The organism is Halomonas beimenensis, from assembly GCF_002549795.1.
Taxonomy (GTDB): Bacteria; Pseudomonadota; Gammaproteobacteria; order Pseudomonadales; family Halomonadaceae; genus Halomonas; species Halomonas beimenensis.
The window spans coordinates 756,751-777,904 of sequence record NZ_CP021435.1 but is presented as its reverse complement, the minus strand read 5'-3'; the positions used below and the strand labels follow the sequence as shown (position 1 = coordinate 777,904).

Annotated in this window: 20 protein-coding genes and 3 tRNA genes; 7 read left to right on the top strand and 16 right to left on the bottom strand. The window is 67.4% G+C overall.

The genetic code is table 11. The features are described 5' to 3' along the window. Window positions 1-11: 11 nt before the first annotated feature. Entirely contained in the window at window positions 12-437 is a 426-nt protein-coding gene (locus tag BEI_RS03655; protein ID WP_097788232.1) for a Na+/H+ antiporter subunit G, read from the top strand. A gap of 96 nt (window positions 438-533) precedes the next feature. Here the strand turns inward: BEI_RS03655 and hemH are convergent, their stop codons facing one another. After that, complete coding sequence (gene hemH / locus BEI_RS03650; RefSeq protein ID WP_097788231.1) at window positions 534-1,619, bottom strand: ferrochelatase; 1,086 nt, start codon at window positions 1,617-1,619, stop codon at window positions 534-536. A 117-nt stretch (window positions 1,620-1,736) separates the two neighbouring features. Here hemH and BEI_RS03645 point away from each other — a divergent pair, with 117 nt between their 5' ends. Together BEI_RS03645 and BEI_RS03640 are read left to right on the top strand one after the other, a co-directional pair. Then, window positions 1,737-3,323 carry a cryptochrome/photolyase family protein gene (locus BEI_RS03645; RefSeq protein WP_097788230.1) on the top strand — a complete coding sequence of 529 codons (1,587 nt, stop codon included), beginning with the start codon at window positions 1,737-1,739 and terminating at the stop codon, window positions 3,321-3,323. Continuing rightward, entirely contained in the window at window positions 3,320-3,712 is a 393-nt protein-coding gene (locus tag BEI_RS03640) for a thiol-disulfide oxidoreductase DCC family protein (RefSeq protein ID WP_097788229.1), read from the top strand. Before BEI_RS03645 ends, BEI_RS03640 begins: the two co-directional genes overlap by 4 nt. 13 nt (window positions 3,713-3,725) lie before the next feature. On the opposite strand, the gene BEI_RS03635 is transcribed toward BEI_RS03640, so the two are convergent. The 9 genes from BEI_RS03635 to rnr form a co-directional block, all read right to left on the bottom strand. Beyond that, complete coding sequence (locus tag BEI_RS03635; protein ID WP_097788228.1) at window positions 3,726-4,028, bottom strand: DUF6482 family protein; 303 nt, start codon at window positions 4,026-4,028, stop codon at window positions 3,726-3,728. A 118-nt stretch (window positions 4,029-4,146) separates the two neighbouring features. Then, entirely contained in the window at window positions 4,147-4,440 is a 294-nt protein-coding gene (locus BEI_RS03630) for a hypothetical protein (RefSeq protein ID WP_097788227.1), read from the bottom strand. A gap of 68 nt (window positions 4,441-4,508) precedes the next feature. Continuing rightward, window positions 4,509-5,897, bottom strand: a complete 1,389-nt coding sequence (dnaB, locus tag BEI_RS03625; protein ID WP_097788226.1) for a replicative DNA helicase — start codon at window positions 5,895-5,897, stop codon at window positions 4,509-4,511. Window positions 5,898-6,041: 144 nt separating this feature from the next. Next, window positions 6,042-6,488, bottom strand: coding sequence for a 50S ribosomal protein L9 (gene rplI, locus BEI_RS03620; RefSeq protein ID WP_097788225.1), 447 nt, complete (start codon window positions 6,486-6,488; stop codon window positions 6,042-6,044). A gap of 15 nt (window positions 6,489-6,503) precedes the next feature. Next, entirely contained in the window at window positions 6,504-7,355 is an 852-nt protein-coding gene (locus tag BEI_RS03615; protein ID WP_097788224.1) for a YybS family protein, read from the bottom strand. Window positions 7,356-7,367: 12 nt separating this feature from the next. Continuing rightward, window positions 7,368-7,595 (bottom strand): 30S ribosomal protein S18, encoded by a 228-nt coding sequence (gene rpsR / locus BEI_RS03610; protein ID WP_016853668.1) that lies wholly within the window; start codon window positions 7,593-7,595, stop codon window positions 7,368-7,370. Window positions 7,596-7,628: 33 nt separating this feature from the next. Next, window positions 7,629-8,003: a 30S ribosomal protein S6 gene (gene rpsF / locus BEI_RS03605; protein WP_097788223.1), complete on the bottom strand. Its 375-nt coding sequence runs from the start codon at window positions 8,001-8,003 to the stop codon at window positions 7,629-7,631. 240 nt (window positions 8,004-8,243) lie between these two features. Further along, on the bottom strand, window positions 8,244-9,044 hold the full coding sequence (gene rlmB / locus BEI_RS03600) for a 23S rRNA (guanosine(2251)-2'-O)-methyltransferase RlmB (RefSeq protein WP_420809728.1): 801 nt from the start codon (window positions 9,042-9,044) through the stop codon (window positions 8,244-8,246). 32 nt (window positions 9,045-9,076) lie between these two features. Next, window positions 9,077-11,461: a ribonuclease R gene (gene rnr / locus BEI_RS03595; protein WP_097788221.1), complete on the bottom strand. Its 2,385-nt coding sequence runs from the start codon at window positions 11,459-11,461 to the stop codon at window positions 9,077-9,079. 233 nt (window positions 11,462-11,694) lie between these two features. Between rnr and BEI_RS03590 the strand changes: the two genes are divergently transcribed. From BEI_RS03590 to BEI_RS03580, 3 genes are all read left to right on the top strand, one after another. Then, a tRNA-Leu gene (locus BEI_RS03590) sits at window positions 11,695-11,781 on the top strand. Between the two features lie 65 nt (window positions 11,782-11,846). Beyond that, a tRNA-Leu gene (locus tag BEI_RS03585) sits at window positions 11,847-11,933 on the top strand. A gap of 45 nt (window positions 11,934-11,978) precedes the next feature. Next, a tRNA-Leu gene (locus tag BEI_RS03580) sits at window positions 11,979-12,065 on the top strand. A gap of 175 nt (window positions 12,066-12,240) precedes the next feature. Here BEI_RS03580 and BEI_RS03575 read toward each other — a convergent pair. Together BEI_RS03575 and BEI_RS03570 are read right to left on the bottom strand one after the other, a co-directional pair. Beyond that, window positions 12,241-13,107, bottom strand: coding sequence for a DNA/RNA non-specific endonuclease (locus tag BEI_RS03575; protein WP_097788220.1), 867 nt, complete (start codon window positions 13,105-13,107; stop codon window positions 12,241-12,243). A gap of 27 nt (window positions 13,108-13,134) precedes the next feature. After that, window positions 13,135-13,410 (bottom strand): Lrp/AsnC family transcriptional regulator, encoded by a 276-nt coding sequence (locus tag BEI_RS03570; protein ID WP_097788219.1) that lies wholly within the window; start codon window positions 13,408-13,410, stop codon window positions 13,135-13,137. Window positions 13,411-13,686: 276 nt separating this feature from the next. On the opposite strand from BEI_RS03570, the gene BEI_RS03565 reads away from it, so the two are divergent. Continuing rightward, the gene (locus BEI_RS03565) at window positions 13,687-14,001 is read left to right on the top strand and encodes a high-potential iron-sulfur protein (RefSeq protein ID WP_097788218.1); all 315 of its coding nucleotides are present in this window, start codon (window positions 13,687-13,689) and stop codon (window positions 13,999-14,001) included. Between the two features lie 60 nt (window positions 14,002-14,061). On the opposite strand, the gene BEI_RS03560 is transcribed toward BEI_RS03565, so the two are convergent. The 4 genes from BEI_RS03560 to BEI_RS03545 form a co-directional block, all read right to left on the bottom strand. After that, on the bottom strand, window positions 14,062-15,615 hold the full coding sequence (locus tag BEI_RS03560) for a SpoVR family protein (protein ID WP_097788217.1): 1,554 nt from the start codon (window positions 15,613-15,615) through the stop codon (window positions 14,062-14,064). Window positions 15,616-15,635: 20 nt separating this feature from the next. Next, the gene (locus BEI_RS03555) at window positions 15,636-16,919 is read right to left on the bottom strand and encodes a YeaH/YhbH family protein (RefSeq protein WP_097788216.1); all 1,284 of its coding nucleotides are present in this window, start codon (window positions 16,917-16,919) and stop codon (window positions 15,636-15,638) included. A gap of 67 nt (window positions 16,920-16,986) precedes the next feature. Further along, on the bottom strand, window positions 16,987-18,909 hold the full coding sequence (locus BEI_RS03550; protein WP_097788215.1) for a PrkA family serine protein kinase: 1,923 nt from the start codon (window positions 18,907-18,909) through the stop codon (window positions 16,987-16,989). A 281-nt stretch (window positions 18,910-19,190) separates the two neighbouring features. Continuing rightward, window positions 19,191-21,134, bottom strand: coding sequence for an NADPH-dependent 2,4-dienoyl-CoA reductase (locus tag BEI_RS03545; RefSeq protein ID WP_265331686.1), 1,944 nt, complete (start codon window positions 21,132-21,134; stop codon window positions 19,191-19,193). Window positions 21,135-21,154: the final 20 nt, after the last annotated feature.

The following is a 21,154-nucleotide window of genomic DNA, read 5'->3' as shown; positions in this document are numbered from 1 at the left end:
GAGGCGCGACCATGACGACCTTTGTGATCCTCGAAGGGATAATCTCGCTGCTCCTGATCGCCGGCGGCGCCTTCGCCTTCATCGGCTCGCTGGGCATGGCCCACCTGCGGGACTTCTACATGCGCCTGCATGGACCGACCAAGGCCACCACCATGGGCATCGGCTGCATGCTGGTGGCCTCCATGCTCTACTTCGGGGTGATCAACCACGAACCGGTGGTCCAGGAGATGCTGATCACCCTCTTCCTGTTCATCACCGCACCGGTGAGTGCCCACCTGCTGGCCAAGACCGGGCTGCACCTCAAGCTGCCCCACGCCGACAAGACCCGCGGCCGCCCCGCGGAACTGCAGCCGGAAGAGGTCGGCGACAAGCCGGTGCCGCACCCGACCCCGGACCATGCCCACATCACCCACGAACAGAGGCCGCTTCGACGCTAGCGGCGCATCGTCGAATGGCGCGCCAGTCGCCTTGATCGAGAACCGGGTCGCGAAATCCGTGACCCTCGCGACGATCGGTCGCCGGACGCCAAGCCGCTACAGCCAACCCGCCAGCTCGTGGCGGGCGATGGCCTCGAGCGCCGCGACGTGGTCCTCGCGGGCGTTCAGGCAAGGCACATAGGTGAAGGTCTCCCCGCCGGCTTCCAGGAAGGCGTCGCGGATCTCCTGCTGGATCTCCTCCAGGGTCTCCACGCAATCGGCGGCGAAGGCCGGCGAGACGACGGCGATGTGCTTCCTGCCCTGTCGGGCCAGTTCCGCCACTCGCTCCACCGTGGCCGGCCCCACCCATTCCTCGGGCCCGAACTTCGACTGGAAGGTCGTCTCGATGGCCTCGTCGTCCAGGCCGAGGCGCTCCTGGAGCAGGCGCGTGGTCTCGCGGCAGTGACAATAATAGGGATCTCCCTCCTCCAGGTAGCGCTTGGGTACCCCGTGATAGGAGGCCACCAGCACCTCGGGACGTGGCGTGGCAGCGTCATAGGCCTCACGGACCGAGGCCGCGAGGGCCTCCAGGTAGTCGGGGTGGGCGAAGTAGGCCGGCACGGTGCGGATCGCCGGCTGCCACTTCAGGGCCATCAGGGTGCGGAAGGCCTGATCGCAGGCGGTGGCGGTGGTGGGGGAGCCGTACTGGGGATAGAGGGGAAAGAACAGGATCCGTTCGCAGCCCCGAGCCTGCAGTCGGCGCAGCACGCTCTCGGTGGACGGGTTGCCGTAGCGCATGCAGAAGTCCACCACGACGCGATCCCCGAAGGCGGCCTCGAGTCGCACCGCCAGCTTCTCGGTCTGCTCCCGGGTGATGGTCAACAGGGGACTCTCGTCCAGGGCCTGGTTCCAGATGCTGCGATAGGCCCTGCCCGAGGCGAAGGGCCGCCTGGAGAGGATCACCAGCTGCAGCAGCGGCTGCCAGAGCCATCGGGAGTAGTCGACGACACGCCGGTCGGACAGGAATTCGTTCAGGTAGCGACGCATGGCCCAGTAGTCGGTGGCATCGGGCGTCCCGAGGTTGGCCAGGACCACCCCGACCCGGCTGCGTGGCACGGGGGGATGATCGCCGGGGGCATGGCCGAGACGGCCCTCGCCCGGTTGTACCAGCTCGCTGACGACGGAGTGCGATGTGGATGCCATGATGCGCCTTCCCTGTGATGGACCGGAACCTTGTCTGCGACCTTAGCCTATCACCCCAGGCGCGACGGCGGAATCGAGTTATACTACAGGACAAACATGTATAGCTTTTGGTCAATAATGTCCCGCCCCCTGATCCTGCTCACCGGCGACCAGCTGAGCCACGAGATGTCCAGCCTGCGAGACGCCCCCCGGGAGGCCGTCATCGCCCTCTGCGAGGTGGCCGAGGAAGGCCGCTACGTGCCGCATCACCCCCAGAAGATCGCACTGATCCTGGCCGCCATGCGCCATTTCGCCGGAGAGCTCCGTGCCAAGGGCTGGCGAGTCCATTACAGCGCCCTGGACGATCCCGACAACGTCCAGTCGCTGGTGGGCGAGGCCGAACGCCTGTCAGCCCTCTACGAGTGCGACGAGATCCGTGTCACCCGGCCCGGGGAATGGCGGCTGTGGCGGACGATGCAGGAGCGTCGCGACGCCGACCCGCCCTGGCGGGTGATCGAGGATGAGCGCTTCTTCACCACCCCGGAAGACTTCGCCGCCTGGAGCCGGGGTCGGCGGGCGCTGCGCCTGGAGCCCTTCTACCGGGAGATGCGCCGGCGCACCGGCCTGCTGATGGAGGCCGGGGGCCCCGCCGGTGGGCGCTGGAACTACGATGCCGACAACCGCAAGCCCCTGCCCGGCCAGCTCGAGGTGCCGCGCCCTCCAAGGCACCGTCGCGATGCCATCACCCGCGCCGTCCTGGACCAGGTCGCGGAACACTTCGGCGATCACTTCGGCGACCTGGAGGGCTTCCACTGGCCGGTCACCCGGCGCCAGGCCATGGTGGACCTCCGGCACTTCCTCGGGCACCTGCTCCCGCACTTCGGCCACTACCAGGACGCGATCAGCGACGACGAGCCCTTCCTCTTCCACTCGCGCCTGTCCGCCGCCCTCAACCTGGGGCTGATCTCTCCCCGTGAGGTCTGCGACGCCGCCGAGGCCGCCTACCAGGATGGCCTGGCCCCGCTGAATGCCGTCGAGGGCTTCATCCGCCAGATCCTCGGCTGGCGCGAATACGTGCGCGGCCTGTACTGGACCCGGATGCCCGACTACAAGCGGGCCAACCACCTGGGCACGACCCGCGGCCTGCCCGCCTTCTACTGGACGGGCGAGACGGAACTGCGCTGCCTGAGACGAGCGATCGAGATGACCCGCCAGAACGGCTATGCGCACCATATCCAGCGGCTGATGGTGACCGGCAACTTCGCGCTGCTCTGCGACGTGGCGCCCGACGCGCTGTGCGACTGGTACCTGGCGGTCTATGCCGATGCCTGCGAGTGGGTGGAGCTGCCCAACACCCTGGGCATGGTCCTGCACGCCGACGGCGGCCTGATGGGCTCCAAACCCTACTGCGCCTCGGGCAAGTACATCGATCGCATGTCGGATCATTGCGCCCGCTGTCGCTTCGACCCGCGACAGAGCCTCGGCGAGGACGCCTGCCCCTTCAACAGCCTCTACTGGCGCTTCCTGGAGCGCCACGCCGAGCGGCTATCGGCGAATCCGCGCATGAAGCCGATCTACGGCACCCTCGCGCGAATGTCCGAGGCCCGACGCGCCGCCCTGCGCGACCAGGCCGATGCCTTCCTGGCCGGTCTCGCTACCGAGCCGGCCTATGGCCGCGGACCACATCGGGAGGGCTACGCGGATGCCGGGGAGCCCCCGGCATGAGCCGGTTCGCGCCCCTCGAGGCGGCGTCGCCGGTCACGCTCTTCCACGACGGCGAGTGTCCATTCTGCCGGTGCGAGGTCGCCTGGCTGCGTCGGCATCCCCGCGCGGATCGCCTGGTGCTGGTGGACATCCGGGCTTCAGGCTTCGAGGCCGCGGCCTGGGGGCGAACCTTCGAGGCCATGCGGGGGCGCCTGCACGTACGCGACGCGGCGGGAAGGTGGTTCGTCGGGATGGAGGCCAGCCGGGCACTGTATGCGGTGCTGGGGCACCGCCGGCTGGTGTGGTGGAGTTGCCTGCCGGGCGTGGCCGGCCTACTCGATGGGGGCTACCGGATCTTTGCCCGCCATCGGGAGCGCCTGGGGCGCCGGGTATCGGGGCGTCGTCGCTAGCGGCGCCGGCCGGTCAGAAGACCAGCGGCATGCGCGAGGCCAGGGGATCGCGATAATGGGCCTCACGGCCGATCATCTCGTCATGGGGTACCTGCTGGACCAGGTAGGCGCGATGGATGCCCGCGCGCTTCAGCTCCAGGTAGACGTCGTCGAGGGAGCGAAACAGCACCGGCTTGCCGGTGCGGGTCAGCATGTGACGTCGCCCCTCGACGTCCTCGAGCTCGACCTGGTAGCAGTGGCTGCCCGCATGGCCGATCACCCGGATCTCGAAGTTGTCGTGGTGGGCCACGAAGGCCTTGAGTTCATTGAAGTCCATGGTTCCCTCCGGAAGCGTCTATGTCGGACGAACTGGACACAGCCTGAGGGTGCCCGATGACACTCGGATGACTGGTCCATGTCGACTCTGTGACCGATGGAGGGAGCCAGGGTTCCGCCTACTGGTAATCGGCAGGGTCGATGGCCTTGCCCAGGGAGTTGCGATCCACCCACTTGCCGGCCTTGGTCTCCTTGTAGCGGAACACCACCCGATCGCCGATGGCGACGGGAAGCTCGGCGTCCTCGGTCTGGTAGCTGTAGCTCTCGCCGTCCACCACCAGGTGGTAGCGGTAGAGATCCGGCATGCCCAGCCATTCCTTGAACGGGCCTTCCCGCTCCACGGACTGCAATTCGCCGCGAGCCTCGAGCTTGGGGGTGCGCCGCCGATTGCCGCGCCGAAATCCGCCTGCCATGGTGTGCCTCCAGAGTGTTGTTCAGGGGGAGGGATTATACGGTCCCGGCCGTCGGCCTCAAGGGACGATCAGTCGCCGAAGGCTTCGCCGTAGCTGTCCGGCGCCAGGTCCTCGAAACGGGTGTACTTGCCGATGAAGGCCATGTGCACGGTGCCGATGGGGCCGTTCCGCTGCTTGCCGATGATGAATTCGGCCAGCCCCTGGTTGTCCGGGTTATCCGGATTGTAGACCTCGTCGCGATAGACGAAGCCGATCAGGTCGGCGTCCTGCTCGATGGCCCCGGACTCGCGCAGGTCCGACATCACCGGCCGCTTGTTGGGCCGCTGCTCCAGCGAGCGGTTGAGCTGGGACAGCGCCACCACCGGGCAGCCGAACTCCTTGGCCAGGCCCTTGAGCGAGCGCGAGATCTCCGAGATCTCGCCGGTGCGGTTCTCCGAGAAGCCGGGGATCTGCATCAGCTGCAGGTAGTCGATCATGATCAGCGCCAGATTGCCGTGCTCGCGCACCACCCGCCGGATGCGCGAGCGCATCTCGTTGGGCGACAGGGCGGCGGTGTCGTCGATGAACAACTGCTTGTCCTTGAGCAGGTTCACCGCCGAGGTCAGCCGCGGCCAGTCCTCGTCCTCGAGCTGGCCGGTTCGCACCCGCGTCTGGTCGATCCGCCCCAGCGACGACAGCATGCGCAGCATCAGGGCCTCCGCCGGCATCTCCATGGAGAACACCATCACCGGCTTGTCGCTGGAGATCACCGCGTGCTCGACGAGGTTCATGGCGAAGGTCGTCTTGCCCATGGAGGGGCGCCCGGCGACGATCACCAGGTCCGAGGGCTGCAGGCCGGAGGTCATGTCGTCCAGGTCCCGGAAGCCGGTCGACAGGCCGGTCATCTCGCCCTGCATGTTGAACATCTCGTCGATGCGATCCACCGCCTTGGCCAGCAGGTCGCTCATGCCGATGGGGCCGCCGGACTTGGGCCGCTCCTCGCTGATCTGGAAGACCAGCCGCTCGGCCTCGTTGACCAGCTCGTCGGCGGGTCGCCCCTGGGGGGCGAAGGCGCTCTCGGCCACCTGGTTGGCGGCACGGATCAGCTTGCGCAGGGTGGCCCGCTCCCGAACGATGTCGGCATAGGCGCGAATGTTGCTGGCCGAGGGCGTGTTGCGCGCCAGCTCGGCCAGGTAGGCCAGCCCCCCCACGGTATCCAGCTGATCCCGGCCCTTCAGGGCCTCGGACAGGGTCACCACGTCCATGGGGCGGGCCTCCTCGGCCAGCCCGGCCATGACGTTGAAGATCAGGCGGTGCTCGTAGCGATAGAAGTCGTCGGCCACCAGGCGATCGGCCACGCTGTCCCAGGCCTGGTTGTCGAGCATCAGGCCGCCGAGCACCGACTGCTCGGCCTCCAGCGAGTGAGGCGGCACCTTGAGGGCCGCGGTTTCCTGGTCGAGCTCGAGGGATTCGTTCATCGGGACGGGAACCTCCGCAGGATAAGCCGGCACATTCTACCCGAAGGGTCGCGCCGACCCCATGCCCGACCCCGGGTCGAGCGCAACGAAAAGGGCGCGAGGATCTCTCCTCGCGCCCCCGGACCGCGTCGGCGGGAGTCGGGCTTATTCGGCCACGACCACCACGCGAACGGTGGCCTCGACCTCGGCATGCAGGTGCAGGTCGATGTCGTACTCGCCGGTCTGGCGGATCGGGCCCTCCGGCATGCGGACCTCGCTCTTGGCCACCTCGATGCCGGCGGAGGAGATCGCCTCGGCCAGGTCGCGCGGACCGATGGAGCCGAACAGCTTGCCCTCGTCACCGGCCTTGGCGACCAGGGACAGCTCGATGTCGTTGAGCTGGGCGGCGCGTTCCTCGGCCTCGGCCTTGCGCTCGGCGGCCTGGGCCTCGAGCTCGGCACGCTGGGCCTCGAAGGCCACGATGTTGTCCTTGGTGGCCGGCACGGCGAGGCCGTAGGGCACCAGGTAGTTACGGCCATAACCGGGCTTGACGGTGACCTTGTCACCCAGACCGCCCAGCTTGCCAATCTTGTCGAGCAGAATGACTTCCATCTCGTAAACCTCTTGTCAGTCGCTGCGGCCGAGTCGTGCACGGAAATCCGCGAACGAGTCGATCAGGGCCGCGAGCAGCACGATGAGAATCATGGGCCAGGTGGTGATCAGCAACACATAGAAGGCGACCAGCCACAGCCCGTTCATTCCCTTCAATCCGATGACACCATGTACCAGCGCGATACCCGCCACCAGCAGCGGGACCCAGAGCAGCATGCCCAGGGCCGGCAGCCCGAGCACCATGCCCGCGCCGCCGACACCGGCCAGCACCAGCAGCTCGCGGGGCGCCAGGCGCAGGGCATGGAACTCCTCGCGGAAGCCGCCGGGGTTGTACAGACCGGCCTGCCAGCCCCGCGCCAGGGCCAGGCAGGCCACTGCCGCCAGCAGCACCACCAGCCCGGTGACGCCGCCGATCAGCAAGCCGGCGAGCCGTTCGGTGTTCATGCCCTGGCGGGCGAACTCGTCGAGCATCGCCGCCACTTCCGGCGAGCCCTGGCGAATCTGCTCCAGTACCGGACCGGTCCCGCCCGGTGGCAGGAAGATCCCCAGCTGGATCATCACCGCCCCGGCCAGGGCGCCGATGATCAGCGTCTCGCTCCAGCGCAACCGTGCCCGTAGCACCACGGCCATCAAGGTGACCAGCAGGATGCTGGCCAGCGGGATGACGTCACCCCGGATCCACCACCAGCCCGCGGGCAAGGCGGCCGCGACGATCACCGGCAGCGCCGGGGACAGCCCCCGCCGCAGGGTGACCAGGCCGGTGATGGCGGCGCCCAGCCAGAACAGCCAGGGCACCAGGGTGGCCGCGGCCGCCCCGGTAGCGGCCTGGGGCACGCCGCGCATCATCCAGCGAGCGACGGGGAGCATCACGCCGACGTCTTACTGGTGGCTATCGGTGTAGGGCAGCAGCGCCAGGTAGCGAGCCCGCTTGATGGCGGTGGACAGCTGACGCTGGTAACGGGCCTTGGTCCCGGTGATGCGGCTGGGAACGATCTTGCCGGTCTCGGTGATGTAGGCCTTGAGGGTGTCCAGATCCTTGTAGTCGATCTGCTTCACGCCTTCGGCGGTGAAACGGCAGAACTTGCGGCGACGGAAAAAGCGTGCCATGGGGAAGACTCCTTAGACGTGCGACGGTATGGGTCAGGCGGACTCGGCGGTGCGTGACGGCTTCTCGTCACGACGGGCGCGCTTGTCTTCCGCCGGCTTCATCATCGGGGAAGCCTCGGTGATGGCTTCCTTGCAGCGCACGACCAGGCTGCGGATGATGGCGTCGTTGAAGCGGAAGATGTTCTCGATTTCCTCGAGGGTCTCGCCGCTGCACTCGACGTTCATCAGCACGTAGTGAGCCTTGTGGATCTTGTTGATCGGGTAGGCCAGGTGACGGCGGCCCCAATCCTCGAGACGATGCACGGTACCGCCGTTCTCGGTGACGATGCTGGTATAGCGCTCGACCATCGCCGGAACCTGCTCGCTCTGGTCCGGATGGACCATGAAGACGATCTCGTAGTGACGCATGGGTTCTCCTTGCGGTTTGGCAGCTTCCGGTGGGGGCATGGCGCCCTCCAGGGGAAGCAAGGAGGTGATTATCGAAATACACGACGCCCGCTCGCGGGACGAACGGGCGCAGGCATTCTAAAGACTGGGCGCCGAAGGCGCAAGCTGGAAGCCAGCTTGCGGCCACGCATCGGACGATCTTCCGGCTCCCGGCGAAGCCGGGGACTTCCAGCTTCAAGCTTATGGCTGATAGCTCGCGGTCTAGCGCGCCGGAGGCGTGCTAGACCGCTGGCGGACGGCTTCGAACAGGCAGATGCCGGTGGCCACCGAGACGTTGAGGCTGGACACCTGCCCGGCCATGGGCAGCTTGACCAGGCCGTCGCAGGCCTGCCGGGTCAGCCGCCGCATGCCCTTGCCCTCGGCGCCCATCACCAGCGCCGTGGCCCCGGTGAAGTCGGCCTCATAGAGGCTCGTCTCGGCCTCCCCGGCGGTCCCGGTGATCCAGACGCCGAGCTCCTTCAGCCTGGCCAGGGCCCGGGCCAGGTTGGTGACCTGGTAGACCGGCACGCTCTCGGCGGCCCCGCAGGCCACCTTGCGCACCGTGGCATTGAGCGGCGCCGACTTGTCCTTGGGCACCACCACGCCATGGGCGCCGGCGGCATCGGCACTGCGCAGGCAGGCGCCGAGGTTGTGCACGTCGGTGATGCCGTCGAGCACCAGCAGCAGCGGCGCCTCGGGTGCCGTCCAGCCCTGGAGGCGATGCCAGAGGGCGGCCTCGGCCTCGAAGGCCAATGGCGGGCAGAAGGCCACGAGCCCCTGGTGGGCGGCGCCCTGGGCGAGACGATCGAGCTCGTCCCGGGGATGGGAGGTCACCCGGGCCCCGCGAGCCCGGGCCCGGTCGAGGAGGCCTCGGCGATGGCCACCGGCCTCTCCCTCCTGGACCCAGAGCTCGCGAGGCGATTCACCCCGCTCCAGCAGGGCGCGCACCGCGTGGACGCCGTAGACGGCCTCGAGGCCACCCGGGACCCGCGGGCCCCGGCGGTGAGTCGGTTTCTTCTTCATGGGCATGTCGTCACCAGCGGGCAGTCGCGGACTCAGCGGCGGCGGGGACCGCGACGGCGACGCTTCCTGCCGCCGTTGTCACCCTCGCCGGAAGTGGCCTTGCCCCGCCCCTCGCTCTTGGCGGTCTCGGTCGGGCCTGCTCCCCGTCGCTTGCGCGGGGCGCGGCGCGGACGGGGCTTGTCGTCGGCCAGCTCGAAATCGATCTTGCGCTCGTCCAGATCGACCCGGGCCACCTGCACCGACACGCCATCCCCGAGGCGATAGCTCATGCCGCTGCGCTCGCCCTTGAGACGGTGCTTCTCGGGCTCGTAGTGGTAGTAGTCGGACGGCAGCGAGGTGACATGGACCAGGCCCTCGACGAACACCTCGTCGAGGCGCACGAAGATGCCGAACTGGGTCACCGAGGCGATGGAGCCCTCGTAGACCTCGCCGAGCTTGTCCGACATGAACTCGCACTTCAGCCAGCTCTCCACGTCCCGGGTGGCGTCGTCGGCGCGGCGCTCGGTCATCGAGCAATGCTCCCCGAGCTCGAGCATCTGCTCGAAGGTATAGGGGCACCACTTGCTCGGCGGTTCCACCGGCGCGCCATCGGCCCGCAGCACGGTGGCGGTCTGGCGGGGGCCTCGGATGACCGAGCGGATGGCCCGATGCACGATCAGGTCCGGATAACGGCGAATCGGCGAGGTGAAGTGGGCATAGGCCGGATAGGCAAGCCCGAAGTGTCCCTCGTTCTGGGGGGAATACACGGCCTGGCTCATGGAGCGCAGCATCACCGTCTGGATGATGTCGGCGTCCTCGCGGTCCTTGATGGCCTCGGCCAGGTCGCGGTAGTCCTGGGGCGTGGGTTCGTCGCCCCCGCCCAGCGACAGGCCGAGCTCGTTGAGGAACAGGCGCAGCTTGTCGAGGCGTTCCGGGGACGGTCGCTCGTGGATGCGGTACAGGGCCGGCAGGTCGTGCTTGTCGAGGAAGCGAGCGGTGGCGACGTTGGCCGCCAGCATGCACTCCTCGATGATCTTGTGGGCATCGTTGCGCGAGCGCGGGACGATCTTCTCGATCTTGCGCTCGTCGTTGAAGACGATGGCCGTCTCGGTGGTCTCGAAGTCGATGGCACCGCGGGCTTCGCGGGCCTCGCGCAGCAGCGTGTAGAGCGAGTGCAGGTTCTTCATCGACGGCACCAGCTCGGCATACTCCTCGCGCAGCGCGTCGCCCTGCTCCCCGTCGTCATCGAGGATGGCGGCCACCTTGTTGTAGGTCAGCCGCGCATGGGAACGGAACACCGCCTCATAGAAGCGATAGCGACTGATCGCCCCGGTCTTGGAGATGTTCAGCTCACAGACCATGGCCAGGCGATCCACGTCCGGGTTCAGTGAACACAGGCCGTTGGACAGCAACTCCGGCAGCATGGGCACGACCTGGCCGGGGAAGTAGACGGAGTTCCCCCGGCTGATCGCCTCCTGGTCGAGCGGGCTGCCCGGTCGCACGTAATGAGAGACGTCGGCGATGGCCACCACCAGCTTCCAGCTGCCGGACTTGGTCTTCCAGGCGCAGACGGCATCGTCGAAGTCCTTGGCGGTCTCGTCGTCGATGGTCACCAGCGGCAGGTGACGCAGGTCGACGCGATGGGCCTTGTCCTCCTCGGCCACCTCGGCGGACATGCCGGCGATCTGGTCGTGGACCTCCGGCGGGAACTCGGCCGGAATCTCGTAGCTGCGGATGGCGATGTCGATTTCCATGCCGGGATCCATGCGCTCGCCGAGTACCTCGGCGACCTCCCCCACCGGCTGCACCCGCGTCTCGGGCTGCTGGACGATGTTGGCCGAGATGACCTGGCCGTCCCGCGCCCCGCCGTTGGCATGGTGGGGGATGATCACCTCCTGGGCGATGCGGGGGTTCTCGGGGATCAGCACGCCGAACTCGGGAGTATTCTCGCGATAGACGCCGACGATGGCCTGGGTGTTGCGCGCCAGCACCTCGACGATGGTGGCTTCGTCCCTCCCCCGCCGGTCACGGCCGCTGACGCGGACCAGCACATGGTCGTTGTGGAAGACACGACGCATCTGCCGCGGGGGCAGCACCAGGTCGGGCTTCTTGCCGTCGTCGCGCAGCAGGAAGCCGAAGCCGTCACGGTGACCGAGCACCCGCCCCTTGATCAGGTCGAGCTTGTCGATCAGCGCATAGGCGCCGCGGCGGTTGCGCAGCACCTGGCCGTCGCGCTCCATGGCGGACAGGCGGCGACGGACCGCCTCCTGCAGGTCCTCGTCGTCCAGGCCCAGCATGCGGCTCATCGCCTCGTGGGTGATGGGCTTGCCGTGCTCTTCCAGGCGCGCCAGCAGGTATTCGCGACTGGGCGCCGGCTTGTCGTACTTGTGGGCCTCGCGGCTGGCGTGAGGATCGTCGCTGAGCGTCCAGTGATTCATGCAGGGTGCATCCTTGGCAGGGTCGGGGACGGCATGAGGAAGGGGGCGCCGGAGCGCCGCGGACATGCGAAAAGGCGTCTGGGGTATACTGTCATGGCGGCAGTATAGCGTCGCCGGGGGTCGCACCCAACCATGACGAGCATGCCCGGCGACTCCGAGGAGCCGGAAATCTCGATCACGATGCGGATCGGGGGTTGCAATTCCGGCGAGGTACGGTAATATACGCGCCACTTGCCCAGGTGGCGGAATTGGTAGACGCGCTAGCTTCAGGTGCTAGTGTCCTTACGGACGTGGAGGTTCAAGTCCTCTCCTGGGCACCAAGATACTTCGGTATCACGATACTTCGGTATCCCGCTCTTTATCAGCTCGAACTCGCTCGTGTTTCGCCCAGGTGGCGGAATTGGTAGACGCGCTAGCTTCAGGTGCTAGTGTCCTTACGGACGTGGAGGTTCAAGTCCTCTCCTGGGCACCATCATCGCGCTCGCGATGGCCCGGAACACGACGAGATGCATGACGCGCCCAGGTGGCGGAATTGGTAGACGCGCTAGCTTCAGGTGCTAGTGTCCTTACGGACGTGGAGGTTCAAGTCCTCTCCTGGGCACCATTTCGCGTCATGTAACGAGCAGAGCCCTCCCATCACTGTGTCTCAGATCATCGGCCGCACTCGTTGCGGTTCTTTGCGTGCCCGTCGTTTCCCTGCCCGGACTCGGCGCCAGGCACCGTGACCGGCCATCCCGAACGCCGCCGCCTTCACGCCACCCCGGGTAGCGGGCCGAGGCTCAGTCGAAGCGTCCCGGCAGGTTGGCCACCGCCGCCAGCCCCCATCCCGAGGCTTCCACCCGCCCTTCCAGGACGGTCTCGACCCCGGACGGCAACTGCGGGAAGAAGTCCAGGCCGGTCAGGGACTCGATGCGGTCGATGCTCACCAGGTAACGGTCCAACGGCTCCCCGCCGCCGACTCCCTGGGGCATCAGGAAGGCCAGCGCCCGGGGGCGGGGCCCTGGCACCACCAGGATCTTGTAGAAGGCCTCGGGCACCTCCACCAGGCCGACCCGTCGCAGCGCGCCCTCCATGAATTCGTCCGCGAACACCGGCCCGGCGATCACCTGGAGACGACCGAAGCGCGGCACGAAGTGGTCGATGACCACCTCCTCCAGGCGCTGCCAGAGCCGCCGGTTCAGGTTGGGGCGCTGGGGTACCATGTTGCTCATCAGGAAGGTGTCCTGCTGGGCGGCAGGCCCGTGGACCCGGGCGATGGCGTAGTTGGGGGCCAGATGGCCACGGTCATAGCCGCTGCGCCGGTAGCTGTCCGGCGTGACGGGCCAGAGGGTACGCCAGTCCCGCCGAAACGCCGGACGCTCGCCGACCCCGCGCGCCGCACCGGGCTCCAGTGCGTAGCTGGCCCAGAGCGGGCTGACCCGCAGGTCCGACCAGCCCACCAGGAAACCGTCGTTACGCAGCACCCGGTGCAGGCTCAGCGGCGACGACCGCTCCCAGGTCGGCACGCCCATCCAGCTGAGCCGGTCGCGGACCTCGCGCTCCTCGAGATACCACAGGCCGCTGCCCACCGCGGCGAAGAGCGCGGCGACGCCCAGGCGACGCAGCGAGCGCCGCCACCAGGAGGGCCTGATACGTCGTCGAGGCATGGGCTGGCGGACGAGGCGGCCGGAGGCTTACCAACCCAGGGAGAACATCGTCTCCAGGTCGTGCCGGGAATGCACCTGCATGGCATTGAGGGTCTCGGTCTCGCGGATCCCCTCCACGTCATTGAGGCGGCCGGTGACCAGCTCGGCCAGGCTCTCGAAGTCGCGGGTCCGGGCGATGGCCACCAGATCGTAGCGACCGCAGGTGGAGAACACCTCGCTGATGCCTTCCACTTCGGCCAGCCGCTCGGCCACGGACTTGACCTGCCCCTTCTCGGCGTTGATCAGGATCACGGCATTCTGCATCGGGCAATCTCCATCCGGGTTCAGGCTCCGCGGCGGGGACCGCCGCCAATGCGGCGAGTATAGCAGCGTCACCGGGCGGACAGAATCTGCCGCCGCGGGGGCTCGCGGCGGATTGACGCAGACATCGTCAGCGTCCCGCCCATTGGCTACCATGAAGGGATCGAATACCGGGGGCGCGACCCGCGGGCAACAGAGGTGGGGCCACCACCCGCAGGATGGAAAGAAGGCCGGCACACCGGCCACCGTGACAAGCCCTAGAGATGACAAGGAGAGACCATGGCCGATCACAGCCGTCGTGACTTCATGCGCCACAGCCTGCTGGGCCTGGCCGCCCTGCCGCTGGGGGCGGGCATCCTGTCCAGGACCGCGTTCGCCCAGGAACTGCCTCCCCTGGACCCCGACAGCGACCAGGCGAAGGCCCTGAACTACGTGGAAACGGCCTCCGAGGCCAGCGACCACCCCGCCTACGCGGAAGGCGAGACCTGCGCCAACTGCATGTTCTTCCAGGCCGACACTCAGGGATGCCAGCTGTTCCCGCAGAACAGCGTCAACCCGGGCGGCTGGTGCCAGTCCTGGACCGCCCAGGCCTGACACCCCCATCAGGACGACGGCCCGCACCTCCCGGTGCGGGCCGTCGCCGTTTCCGCCCCCTCAATCGTCTCGCTGCTCGTCCTCCGGCAGCGGCCAGTGGTAGCGACGGACCACCTCGTCGCCCTCCATGGACTCGAGCTTGACCGGGAACCCCCAGAGCTGATGCAGATGGCGCATCACCGGGTAGACGCTACGCGCCAGGGGCCGGCGGCTGTCCTGGACATGCCGCAGGGTCAGGGAACGATCGCCGCGGATGTCGGCGGACCAGATCTGGATATTGGGCTCGCGCACCGAGAGGGCGTACTGGGTGGCCAGGCCCTCGCGGATGCGCTGGTAGCCACGATCATCGTGGATGGCCGTGACCTCGAGCATCTCGTCCTGGTCGTCGTCGAGCACCATGAACAGCTTGAGGTCGCGGATCACCTTGGGCGACAGGTACTGCTGGATGAAGGACTCGTCCTTGAAGTTGCGCATGGCGAAATGCAGCGTGTCCAGCCAGTCGCTGCCGGCGGTGTCCGGGAACCAGCGACGGTCTTCCTCGGTGGGATGCTCGCAGATGCGTCGCAGGTCGGTGAACATGGCGAACCCCAGGGCATAGGGGTTGATGCCGTTGTAGTGAGGGCTGTCGAAGGGCGGCTGCTGGACCACCGCGGTGTGGGACTGCAGGAACTCCAGGATCACGCCCTCGTCCACCAGCCCCTCGTCGAACAGCCGGTGCATCAGGGTGTAGTGCCAGAAGGTCGCCCAGCCTTCGTTCATGACCTGGGTCTGGCGCTGGGGATAGAAGTACTGGGCGAGCTTGCGCACGATGCGCACCACCTCGCGCTGCCAGGGCGCCAGCAGCGGCGCGTTCTTCTCGATGAAGTAGAGCAGGTTCTCCTGGGGCTCGGGCGGGTAGCGCCCCCCGGCATGCAGGCCCAGGGGATCCTCGTCGTCGGCCAGCTCGTCCTGGCCGTCCACGCGGGGCCGCCCGGGGATGGTCCGCCACAGGGTGTTGACCTGCGCCTGGAGGTAGGCCTCCCGCTCCTTCTGGCGACGCGCCTCTTCCTCGGCGGATACTGGGGAGGGCCGCTTGTAGCGGTCGACCCCGTAGTTCTGCAGGGCGTGGCAGGCATCCAGCAGCTGCTCCACGGCGGCGACGCCGTGACGCTCCTCGCACTCGGCGATGTAGCGCCGGGCGAACAGCAGGTAGTCGACGATGGAGCCGGCGTCGGTCCAGGTGCGGAACAGGTAGTTGCCCTTGAAGAAGGAGTTGTGGCCATAGCAGGCGTGGGCCATCACCAGCACCTGCATCATCAAGGTGTTCTCCTCCATGAGGTAGGCGATGCAGGGATCGGAGTTGATGACCAGTTCGTAGGCCAGCCCCATCTGGCCCCGGCGATAGGCCTGCTCCACGGCCAGGAACTGCTTGCCGAAGGACCAGTGATGGTAGCCCACCGGCATCCCCACGCTGGCATAGGCATCCATCATCTGCTCGGAGGTGATGATCTCGATCTGGTTGGGGTAGGTGTCCAGGCGATACTCGTCGGCGAGCCGGGCGATCTCGGTCTCGAACCGCTCGAGGAGCTCGAAGTTCCAGTCGGAACCGCTGGCGATGGGCTTGCGTTGGGTCATGCTGCCTCCTTGGCCCCGCCTCACTGCTGGGCGGAGCGGCGCCGGAACAACTCGCGGAACACCGGGTAGATGTCGCCGGCCTCGACGATCTGGCGCATGGCGAAACGGTCCGGATACTCGGCCTCCACCCGTTCGTATTCCTCCCACAGCGCCTGGTGGGCATGGGGCGTGATCTCCACATAGGTGAAGTACTGCAGCCGCGGCATCAAGGCGTTGGCCAGCAGATCGCGGCAGGTCAGGGAGTCATCGTCCCAGTTGTCGCCGTCCGAGGCCTGGGCGACATAGAGATTCCACTGGGTCGGCGGGTAGCGGTCGCGGATGATCTCGTCGACCAGGGTCAGGGCGCTGGAGACGATGGTCCCGCCGGTTTCCCGGGAGTAGAAGAACTCCTCCTCGTCGACCTCCTTGGCGGCGGTGTGATGGCGCACGAAGACCAGCTCGACCTTCTCGTAGTTGCGCTCGAGGAAGAGATAGAGCAGCAGGAAGAAGCGCTTGGCGATGTCCTTGTGGGCCTGGGTCATGGAGCCGGAGACGTCCATGACGCAGAACATCACCGCCTTGCTGGAGGGCTGGGGCTGGTTGACCAGGTTGTTGTAGCGCAGGTCGTAGGTGTCGATGAAGGGCACCGCCTCCAGGCGCTGCTTGAGTCGCTCGATCTCCGCCTTGAGCTCGCTGATGCGCGCGGGGTTGCGCAACACGGGATCCTTGCGCTCCTCGGCCTCCAGCGCCTCGCGTGCCTCGCGCAGGGCGCGGCGAATGGGCCCGCGCATGGCGATACGCCGGGCATGAGCCTCGCGCATGGAGCGCACGATGTTGATTCGCGCCGGCACCCCCTCCCGGGTGAAGCCCGCCCGCACCGGACGGACCTCGTCGAGGTCCACGAGGTTCTTGCGCTCCAGGTGCGGCAGCTCCAGGCCGTCGAAGACGAAGTCGAGGAATTCCTCCCGGGAGAGGGTGAAGGCGAACTCGTCCATGCCCTCGCCCTGGTTGGAGGCGCCTCCCTCGCCGGCGCCGCCTCCGCCTCCGCCGCCTGGACGACGCAGCCGATCTCCCTCGACGAATTCCTTGTTGCCGGGCGCGACGATGGTGCGTTTGCCGCCCGGTCCATGCTGGAAGACCGGTTCGGAGATGTCCCGGGTGGGAATCGACACCTTCTCGCCACGCTCCATGTCGGTGATGGAGCGCCGATTGACCGCCTCCTCGACGGAACGCTTGATGTGGGTGCGATAGCGATCGAGGAACCGCTGGCGATTGACCGCGCTCTTGTGCTTGGCATTGGCACGGCGATCGATGAAGTAGGTCATGCGGACCTCCTTGGCTGCAACTCGCGGGGACGGAGCGGCGAAGGCCGCCCCGTCACGCCCCGGAGGGCTATTGCGACTTGCGCACCCTCAGGTACCACTCGGAGAGCAGGCGCACCTGCTTCTCGGTGTAGCCACGCTCGACCATGCGGGCCACGAAGTCCTCGTGCTTCTTCTGATCCGCCGTCGACGCCTTGGCATTGAACGAGATCACCGGCAACAGCTCCTCGGTGTTGGCGAACATCTTGTGCTCGATCACGCCGCGCAGCTTCTCGTAGGACTGCCAGCTCGGGTTCATGCCGTTGTTCTGGGCCCGGGCCCGCAGCACGAAGTTCACCACCTCGTGTCGGAAGTCCTTGGGATTGGAGATGCCGGCCGGTTTCTCGATCTTCTCCAGCTCCTCGTTCAGGGACTGGCGATCGAAGAGCTCGCCGGTCTCCGGGTCCCGGTACTCCTGGTCCTGGATCCAGAAGTCGGCATAGGTGACGTAGCGATCGAAGATGTTCTGGCCGTACTCGGAGTAGGACTCGAGGTAGGCCGTCTGGATCTCCTTGCCGATGAAGTCCACGTAGCGCGGGGCCAGGAACTCCTTGATGAAGCGCAGGTAGCGCTCGAAGGTCTCCTTGGGCAGCTGCTCCTGCTCGAGGCGCTGCTCGAGGACGTAGAGCAGGTGCACGGGATTGGCCGCCACCTCGTGGTTGTCGAAGTTGAAGACCTTGGCCAGGATCTTGAAGGCGAAACGGGTGGAGAGCCCGTCCATCCCCTCGTCGACCCCGGCGGCATCCCGATACTCCTGGATCGACTTGGCCTTGGGATCGGTATCCTTGAGATTCTCGCCGTCATAGACCCGCATCTTGGAATAGATGCTGGAGTTCTCCGGCTCCTTGAGCCGCGACAACACCGAGAACTGCGCCAGCATCCGCAGGGTGTCCGGCGCGCAGGGCGCCTCGGCCAGCGAGGAGTGCTCGAGCAGTTTCTTGTAGATGTTGATCTCCTCGGTCACCCGCAGGCAATAGGGCACCTTGACGATGTAGACCCGGTCGAGGAAGGCCTCGTTGTTGCGATTGTTGCGGAAGGTCTGCCACTCGCTCTCGTTGGAGTGCGCCAGCACGACGCCGTCGAAGGGGATCGCGCCCATGCCCTCGGTGGGGTTGTAGTTGCCCTCCTGGGTGGCGGTCAGCAGCGGATGCAGCACCTTGATCGGCGCCTTGAACATCTCGACGAACTCCATCAGGCCCTGGTTCGCCTTGCACAGGCCGCCGGAGAAGCTGTAGGCGTCCGGGTCGTCCTGGGAATAGAGCTCCAGCTGGCGAATGTCGACCTTGCCGACCAGCGAGGAGATGTCCTGGTTGTTCTCGTCACCGGGCTCCGTCTTGGAGACGGCGATCTGGTTGAGCCGCGACGGGTAGAGGCGCACCACCCGGAACTGGGTGATGTCCCCGCCATACTCCTTGAGTCGCTTGGCCGCCCAGGGCGACATCACGCTCTTCAGATAGCGCTGGGGAATGCCGTACTCCTTCTCCAGCAGCTCGCCGTCGTGCTCGGGCGAGAACAGGCCGAGCGGCGATTCCTGCACCGGCGAGCCCTTGATCGCGTAGAAGGGGATATGCTCCATCAGCAGCTTGAGGCGCTCGGCCAGGGACGACTTGCCGCCCCCCACCGGACCGAGCAGGTAGAGGATCTGCTTCTTCTCCTCCAGCCCCTGGGCGGCATGACGGAAGTAGGCGACGATCTGCTCGATCGCCTCCTCCATGCCATAGAACTCGGAGAAGGCCGGGTAGCGGCGGATGACCTTGTTGGAGAAGATCCGCGACAGGCGAGGATCCTTGGCCGTGTCGATGACATCGGGCTCGCCGATGGCCTCCAGCATGCGCTCGGCCGCGCTGGCATAGGCCGAGGGGTCCTCACGGCAGAGTTCCAGATACTCCTGCAGGCTCATCTCCTCCTGCTGGATACGTTCATAGCGGTTCTGCACATGATCGAAGATGCTCATGGATGCCTCCTTAAAGCCCGGAGCTCCGGCCTGACGGACCAGCCTGCCAGCCGGGATCGGTAGCTTCAGCGTAGTCAGCCCAACCGGACCAGGGGGGCTCTCGCCTTCAACGCATCATGCTACTAATTCCTATGAACCCCGAAGGTGGTCGCCGGTTCGTTATCAACTGTGCAAATTGTCATGCCCGGTCCCGGCGGGGGCGGACGCGGGCGAGGCGGCAGGTGAGAAAGAAGGAGGGAGGGCCGGCCCCGCCCGACCGGCGAGGAGCCGGGCCGGGCGCATTAGAGGGCGGCCGCGAGCCGGGTTCCCTGGTCGATGGCCCGCTTGGCGTCGAGCTCGGCGGCCTCATCGGCGCCGCCGATGATATGCACCGAGACGCCGGCCTCGCGCAGCGGCTCGAGCCAGTCACGTACCGATACCTGGCCAGCGCAGATCACCACCGAGTCGACCTCGAGCAGCCGGGGCTCGCCGTCGATCCGGATGTGCAGGCCCGCGTCGTCGATGCCCATGTACTCGCAGCCGGCCAGGGCCTCGACCCCACGATGGCGCAGTGATGCCCGATGGACCCAGCCAGTGGTGACGCCGAGCCCCTTGCCGGGCTTGGAGGCCTTGCGCTGCAGCAGGGTCACCCGGCGCGGCACCGGCGGACGCTCGGGTTCGCGCAGCCCGCCCGGCGTGCTCACCGCCAGATCCACGCCCCATTCGTCGCACCAGGCCTGGATATCCAGGGCCGGATGGCCGACATGGGTGAGCAGCTCCGCCACGTCGAAGCCGATGCCGCCGGCGCCGATGATGGCCACCCTCGGCCCGACCCGCTCGGGATGCAGGATGGCCGTCGGATAGGCGAGCACCTTGGGATGCTCGATCCCCGGCAGGTCGAGCTTGCGCGGGCGCACTCCGGTGGCCAGGATCACCTCGTCGAAGTCCCGGAGCTCGTGCAGGCCGGGCTCGCTCCCCAGGCGGACCCGGACGCCATGCTTGTCCAGCATCACCCGGAAGTAGCGCAGGGTCTCGTCGAACTCCTCCTTGCCGGGGATTCGCCGAGCATAGTTGAACTGGCCGCCGAGCGCCGACTGGCGCTCGAAGAGGGTCACGGCATGGCCACGCCGGGCGGCGGTGACGGCCGCGGCGAGCCCGGCCGGGCCGCCCCCCACCACGGCGATGGCCCGCGACTCGGCGGCCGGGGCGACGACCAGCTCGGTCTCGTGACAGGCCCGGGGATTGACCAGGCAGGAGGTCAGCTTGCCCTGGAAGGTGTGATCCAGGCAGGCCTGGTTGCAGGCGATGCAGGTGTTGATCTCCTGGGGCCGGCCCTCGCGGGCCTTGGTCACCCAGGCGGGGTCGGCCAGGAAGGGCCGGGCCATGGACACCAGGTCGGCATGTCCTTCGGCCAGAAGCCGCTCGGCCACCTCGGGCATGTTGATGCGGTTGGTGGCGACCAGGGGCACGTCGAGCTCGGCCTTCATGCGCCGGGTGACCTCGCTGAACGCGGCCCGGGGAACGCTGGTGACGATGGTGGGCACCCTGGCCTCGTGCCAGCCGATGCCGGTGTTGATGACATCGGCGCCCGCGGCCGCCATGGCCCGCCCCAGGGCGACCACCTCGTCCTGGGTGCTGCCCTCCTCCACCAGGTCGATCATCGACAACCGGAAGATGATCAGGAAATCCGGCCCCAGGGCCTCGCGTATCCGCCGCACGATCTCCACCGGGAAGCGGATGCGTCGCTCGAAGCCGCCACCCCAGGCGTCCTGGCGGTGGTTGGTGCGCCGGCAGACGAACTGGTTGATGAGATAGCCCTCGGAACCCATCACCTCGACGCCGTCGTAGCCGGCCTCCCGGGCCAGGCTCGCGCAGCGCACGAAGTCGTCGATGGTCCGCTCGACCTCGTCCGCGGTCAGTTCCCGAGGCGTGCTGGGGTTGATGGGAGCCCTCAGCGGCGAGGGTGCCACCGGCTCGGCGGCGTAGGCGTAGCGACCGGCATGCAGGATCTGCAGGCAGATATGGCCGCCCTCGGCGTGCACGGCTCCGGTCACCCGCCGATGGCCTGCCACCTGCTCGGGGCGCTCCAGGGTCATCGCGCCCTCGGCGACCGCCCCCTCGGGGTTGGGCGCGATGCCGCCGGTGACGATCAGCGCCACGCCTTCCCGAGCTCGCTCGGCGTAGAAGGCCGCCAGGCGATCGAGGCCGTCGGGAAGCTCCTCCAGGTTGGTGTGCATCGACCCCATCAGCACCCGATTGGGCAACG